The following is a 6564-nucleotide window of genomic DNA, read 5'->3' as shown; positions in this document are numbered from 1 at the left end:
CTTCTGTCCCATTCGTTCGTCCTCCATCTGGCTCGAAAGCCTACTTCAAGAAGGACCACTTTTCTGGGGGCAGACCAAGACCCTTATAGAGACTTGCCTGCGTTTCGGTGCAACCATATCGCAAATTACGACACTCAATGACAGTATTGCCATCCGATTTCGCCGCTGCAATGGAGCGGCTGTGGACTTTGAAGTTGGGCAACGTCGCCGGTCCTGCCTTCCGTGAGCTTTGGACCAGGATGGGGGAAACGTTCCATCTGGCAATCCGACAGAATATGAAGGCAAGCGCCCTCTCAATTGCCCCAGCGTGGCAGGTTCTAGCGCCCGAGATGGGCGTCGGGAAGACGCAAGGTGCCCTGCTGTATCTGGCGATGATGGCAAAGGCTTCGAGAGAGATTTCACCGCCGCTACGAATCGGGGGTCTCTTTGTCGCTCGAACGATTCAGCAATGCGAGGACGCTGCACGCACGATCAATGAGCTTGCCGGCTTCGGGGCGGCCATTACGCGACACTCGTCCAACGCGGTCACACTGCAAGAATGCCGACGTTTCCCGGTGGTAGTGATTACACATGCTGCTGTCACGCAGTCTTGGGCACAATCATATTCTGGAACAATCGACGCCTACGGGAGTTGGGAAGGCGGGCGTCGGTGCCTCGTCATCATTGATGAGGCCTTGGCCAATGCAGTTGAATTCCATTCAGTTGACGAAGGTTCATTGCACCGAGTGTTGGGTCTTCGCGTCTCTGCGGAGTTTAAGGCAAAGCATCGGCAGGCTTTCGCCGCAGTCTCGTCAATGCTCGATTTCTTCAAGGCTGTATCAAGCCGTGTTGAAGAGATTTCGCCCATATGGAGCGAGCAAGATCCACTTTCCAGCAGGCAGATAGATGAGTTGGAGATACTCTTTAGTCAACTGGTGTCGGACTTGAAATCCGTATCGTCATACGACCCTATTTGGAACGATCCCGATAGCAAGAGTGCGGAACTGCAGCATGTATGGGAGACCCTCTCTGCGATCATCCAGCTATATCGGCATTGGGCACTCTTCTCGATTCAAGGTTCGCGTAAGGCTCTAACCACCGGAAAAGAGAAGGTGCCGCGTTTCTTCGCACCGGTAGTGCTGAATGCAACCGCGAACCAAGATCCCGTGTTGGACTATCGGCGGGCTAAACTCGTTCCGCTTCCCAAGGTGCGAAGCTATCGGAATTTGACGATTCACATCCTCCGCTCCAACGGCATCGGCAAGACGGCAATGCGCGAAGCTGGTGAAGCGCGTCTTCGACACTTGGCGCAATTCGTCTCCGAGCACACCAAGCCGGGAGACAAGTGGATGGTGGTAACGCATCTGGCGACCGAGGCACTGGCAAGAAAGCATCTCCCGGAGGAGATTGCCTTGACTGGACATTGGGGCAGCCTCGATGGTCTCAACGACTTTCGCGACTGCAACAAGGCAGTGCTATTTGGCCTGAGCTTCCGGGATCCAGCATGGCCAGTGAGCATGTATTTTGCGCTTAGAGGCGCTCAAACAAAAGAGTGGCTTAGATCCGAGGAAGCCAAGGCCATTCGTCACAAACTTGAGGTAATGTCGATTGCCGCACAGGTGATCCAGGCCTTGGGCCGCCCGCGCAGTCGCAAAGTGATCGATGAAGAGGGCAACTGTTTGCCGACCGACGTGTTTGTGACGCTGCCGAATACCTCTGTTGGAAGAGATGTCGAGAGCGCAATTTGCGAGGCCTTTACCGGCGCGGTCATACGCGACTGGGCATATGACCTGGATGGCCTCGGATGCCAATCCAAGCAAAAAGCGTCACCAATTGCCGCTGTATTGACCGCGATGAAGAACAAGTCGCCCGGTCGGTATCTAATCTCTGCTATCGCAAAGGAGGTAGGTCTCTCATCGACCGAAACCGCCAATATAAAGGACGCTCTGCGAAAGAAGCGAGCGATTGTCGATGATCTGAAAAGGCTTGGTGTTAGTTATTCCGTGGAAGGAAGCGGGCGCGGCGCCAAAAGCTACCTCGTTAAACGCTAGCCGTCGTATCTGGCGCTACCTTAGAAGCGATAGAAAACAGGTGATTATCCGGTACGCCGGCTCGTAGCAGGCCAAAACCTGCTCGTCGGGATCGACTTCTCCGTGAAGAAGAGCATTGCGCATTGCGTAGAGTGTTTCTACCAACCCTGCCAGCAGATCTTCTGCGGTGCATTGAAACTGCATGGTCGGCATATCCAGCGCCGGGCCTCCACCCTGAACAAGATCAGTCATGGGGCGCGGATTGCAAGCGTCGTAGAACTGGCGAAGTGTCGTGCGCTGCGCTTCAGAAAGGTTGTCGGTGAATTCTGGCAGCGCGTAGACCTCATTCGGTTCGTAACGGGCCTGCACATGGGTCAGCTTCGTCTGCCCGGTGCGGATCGATGTAACTGTAATCTCGTACTGACCACCTTGCACCTTACGGACGACATAGCGTTGGCCGCTTCGCTCTTGTTGATCGCCCTGCCAGTTCACTGGCGGGTTGATGCACACCTCGCGCAGCGATACCCGCTCCCGCCTCCCCTTGGGAGTCACCTCGAAATGGATTGCGTCCAGCTTCTGTTGCAGGTCGCATATCGCCAATTTCAGCCGCTCCGCTTCCGCCGTGCCGTTGCCGTTGGCCAGCAGGGGCAGAACGTGACGCCGCAAGCGGCTGTTGTGGTGGCGAATGGCGAAGTCGAGCATAGCGCGTTCGGTCGTCTGTGCGCTGTCGTGGCGATACCAAGCATTGAAGGCTGCCCATGCCTTTACGAAAGGACCGATATAGTCGATTTCGGCTCGGCTTATCCATTCCTGGGCATGCGGTGGAAGAGCCATCAGCTTGCCTCCTCTAGAGAGTCTAGGAAGTCCAGAGCGGCAGGTTCGCCGTCCTCAATAGCGATCTCGACAGCACGCTTGGCAGCGTCGAGAAGGTCTTGGGCGCGGCGCTCTTCTCTGAAGGCCGACAGCACAGCGTCGCGAACGTCCGTCTGCACCTGATCGGGCGCATCCCAAAACACAATCTTCGCGATATCATTCGGATACAGCTCGATTTGGCCCGATGATCCTTTGATGTGACGCTCGATCTGCAACTGGCCAAGCAAGCTGTTCAGGAACACAGCAAGATAGATCGGGTCGACACGGGATGTCCGCAGCACGGTCACATGGTTGTCGGGCAAGGCGCTTTGCTCATGCAGAAAGGCCGCTGCGCGCCCAATCGTGCCAACGCCCGTTCCATTGACCAGAACGTCGCCCTTTTCGATGACCACAGGCGAACCCGCCCCCACTGCCCGGCGATTGTCGTCGCCCAGAACAACTTTATTAGTGCGGACGTGCTTGGAGTTGACGACGGGCAATCCCTCGTCTGAATAGTCCGGCTGTCGCCCTCGATTGTTGATATCAAGGATCGTGCCCAATTCGACAGCCCTGCCGGTTGCCAACAGTCGCTGTTCGACTTCCACGAACAAGGGGCGGAAATACTGTGCATCCCAGCGGCCTGCGGCGAAGGCGTCGCTCGCGCGGGCAGTGTAGCCGAGCGGCTCCGGCGGCGTCCAGTTTGCCAGCCCAAGTGCGTCTAGAAGCGTTTGTTGTGCCTCGTTGATCTTTTCCGAGGCCGCAAGGTGCGCTTCGTGGGCTATGTCGAAGGCATCCTTTAGCTTGTCCTGCAAACCCATTTTCAAAAGCGGAATGAGTATCTCTTTCACTTCTTCCGGGTTCACGTTGGTCTGGTTGATCGACTGCCGAGAACGTCTCTTTACCTCTTGTTGACCATATTTGCAGCTAAGGAAAGCGGTGAGAAACTCAGGCAAGATGAAGGCTTCATCTGTACGAAAGCGAACAAGGTAAGAGGCGAAAATCGCTCTTGCTCCTTCATTGCCCTTGTATAGCCCCGTGCGACCGACCCATTGATAGGAGTTGGTGCGATTGAACAATACATCCCGGTCATGGAGACTAAAGAGGCGCTTTTCTTTGTCGGTTACATCCGCAGTCTTCATTATGGTGTAGTCGCACAGCATATCGTGCATTTCATTCATACGATAGATCGGGACGCCTCCGCCGTCCTCGTGCATTAAAATAGAAATACCATACTGCGACTTCGTTAGATGGTCTCCAATGGGCACGTAGCTCAAGTCTGGATTGCGATAGGGTTCCTTTGTCCAGAAGTCGCTATCCACGCGCCAGTCTTTGTTATCCAGAACTTGCTCATAGGTGTTGATCGAGGCTTCCAGCCCCTCCAACAGTGCGCTTAGGCGGTCACTGTCGAAGGGGCGAGGCGAAAAAAACTGAACTGCTCCTGTGCCGCAAACTCTTGGAAGGCTTCGGCTATCCCGTCTTGTGTCAGTCCTTCGTGATTATAGAGATCGTGAGCGACAATGAAGTGGCCGTGCGTGTCGCGCATCAGGGTTCCATCATCCCGGTGCACATAGACCTTTTCGCCTGAGTTATTGACGCTCTCCACCTGCTGCGTGGCGAAGAAGATGTTGTAGTCTTCCACCTTCGGGCACAGCGGCCCGGCGGCGGGGTCGTCGTTCCACTTCTGCACGAACAGAACGCTCGTCTTGGTGCCGGTGTGTGGCTTGAAGGTGTTTGGATGTAGCCCCACCACGGCGAGGATGCGGCAGCGTTCCATAATGAACTCGCGCACCCGCTGGTCGGACGAGTTGTTGAAGCGTCCCTGCGGTAACACAACGGCCATGCGCCCGCCGGGTTTCAGGAAGTCCAGATTGCGTTCGATGAACAGCAGGTCGCGGCCTACGGCGCGTTCCAGCTTGCCGTTCTTCTTGTGGGCCAGGTCATAGGGCGACAGCATGTCGGACTGCTTGATGTCACCCGCGAAGGGCGGGTTGGCCATCAGCACGTCGAAGCTGAACTGGCGATAGTCCGCGTTCTTGGTGCCTGCCCGCAGTCTGCGCAACCGTCGCCAGCCGTCGCCGTAGGTGTCGGCCCATTCGTCCTGCTTCACCGTCTCGTCCCACTTGGTCCAGTCGAGGGTGTTCAGGTGCAGCACGTTGGTTTCGCCGTCACCCGCGATCAGGTTGAGGCAGCGGGACACGCGGACGGACTTTTCGTCGAAGTCCACGGCGAATACCTTGTCGCTCACATAGTCTTCGCAGCGCGGCGGTTTCTGGTCCATCGTGAACAGATGGCTTTCCTGAAGCCCCATGTCCGCGATGATCTGCCGCCAGACGTGGAACATTGTGTGCACCGTAAAACCCGCCGATCCGCAAGCGGTGTCGATTACGGTTTCATGCTCCTGTGGATTAAGCATTTTCACGCACATGTCGATCACCCAACGCGGCGTGAAATATTGCCCCTTCTCGCCCTTCGACGACTTGTTGACGAGGTACTCAAAGGCGTCGTCGATCACGTCAAGATTGGAGTTGAACAGCTTCCATTCTTCCAGCGAGCCGACGCAAACCTGCAAATGGTCGGGCGATAGCCGGATGCGTTCGTCTTCAAGGAAGACACCGGGCCACTTCTTCTTTGCTTCGTCGAACAAGTCCTGAATGGCGCGCTTGAGCTGCGCAGCAGTGTTGGTATTGCGGAACCGCAGATAGGGGTGCTGACCACGGTGGGTGGCCATCTCGTCATAGAGCTTGGTGAAGATCAGCTTGAACACTTCCTCGAAAACATCGACACCAGCATTCGCCAGCACCTCGTTTTCCATGTCCACGATCAATTCCCGCAGGGACCGAGCCTTGGAGCCTTCGCGCTCGCGCTCATTCTCTTTGTCGATAAGGGTCTGGATGGTCCACGGCTGATCGACGATATCTTCAATCGTTTGGTTTGCGCGCGGCAGGTGGTGAATGGGAACGAAGTAATTCGGGTTCTTCCGGTGCCAGACTTCGGCCAAAATGCCATTGCTCCACACTGCCAAGGGAGCGCCCGTCGCGTGGGTGTAGGACCGAAGCTGTTCCTTGCCATCCCGAAGCTTGCCCTGCTTCACCTCGATGATGATGTAAGGCACCGTCGGGCGGTCTGCGTCAAAGACCACGATATCGGCGCGCTTGGAGCTATCCCGTCCAAATGTAATCGGATACTCAACCTGAATCCGCGAGGCGGGGTAGCCAAGTTGCTCGATCAGCCGCGCCAACCAAAGCTGCCGGGTACGCTCTTCTGGTTTGAGCTGAACTTCCTTCTTGCGCACCAAGCAAGGCACGTAAGCTACCGGCTTCCCGCGCGTTTCACGGACAGTCGCCCTCTGGTCCAATTGCCGGTTTTCTTCTTCCGAGAAAAGAACGAATTGGTTGAATTCATTAGAGGAATTTTTCATTCTAATCCCATTGGATCAAGCAGGATGAGACGCGAGAGCGGCTCGAAACAGAGGTCGTGAGTGCGGACGCTCGGTGAAACGGCGAGACACAAGCGATGGCACGATTTACCCCCACAAGGCAATCCACCGAAACGCAGGCAAGTCTCTATAAGGGTCTTATAGAGGTATGCCCGCATTAATCATCGTTCCCCATGTCTTCTAACCGATTGTCTTTCATCAAGGAACAGCCCTGCAGCGCTCCTCATTGCGTCCGGATCGGCAAGGGGCGCTACTGTGCCTATCACC

The 6564-nt window shown here is 55.9% G+C and carries 4 protein-coding genes; 1 reads left to right on the top strand and 3 read right to left on the bottom strand.

What is annotated here, in order from left to right; all coding sequences use genetic code 11:
• Positions 1–137 precede the first annotated feature (137 nt).
• A complete protein-coding gene (locus ACN0X0_RS22875) occupies positions 138–2030 on the top strand; it encodes a hypothetical protein (protein WP_417281122.1) in 1893 nt (630 codons plus the stop codon).
• 15 nt (positions 2031–2045) lie between these two features.
• On the opposite strand, the gene ACN0X0_RS22870 is transcribed toward ACN0X0_RS22875, so the two are convergent.
• Genes ACN0X0_RS22870 through ACN0X0_RS22860 form a run of 3 tightly spaced genes read right to left on the bottom strand, consistent with a single transcriptional unit; the run spans position 2046 to position 6279 of the window.
• Positions 2046–2843 carry a hypothetical protein gene (locus ACN0X0_RS22870; protein WP_417281121.1) on the bottom strand — a complete coding sequence of 266 codons (798 nt, stop codon included), beginning with the start codon at positions 2841–2843 and terminating at the stop codon, positions 2046–2048.
• Positions 2843–4243, bottom strand: coding sequence for a restriction endonuclease subunit S (locus ACN0X0_RS22865; protein WP_417281120.1), 1401 nt, complete (start codon positions 4241–4243; stop codon positions 2843–2845). The genes ACN0X0_RS22870 and ACN0X0_RS22865 overlap by 1 nt, the downstream gene beginning before the upstream one ends.
• 8 nt (positions 4244–4251) lie before the next feature.
• A complete protein-coding gene (locus tag ACN0X0_RS22860; protein ID WP_417281119.1) occupies positions 4252–6279 on the bottom strand; it encodes an N-6 DNA methylase in 2028 nt (675 codons plus the stop codon).
• Between the last annotated feature and the right edge of the window lie 285 nt (positions 6280–6564).

The organism is Celeribacter sp., assembly GCF_048270365.1.
Taxonomy (GTDB): Bacteria; Pseudomonadota; Alphaproteobacteria; order Rhodobacterales; family Rhodobacteraceae; genus Celeribacter.
The sequence above is the reverse complement of the archived record's forward strand: the minus strand, read 5'-3'. Positions and strand labels throughout refer to the sequence as shown.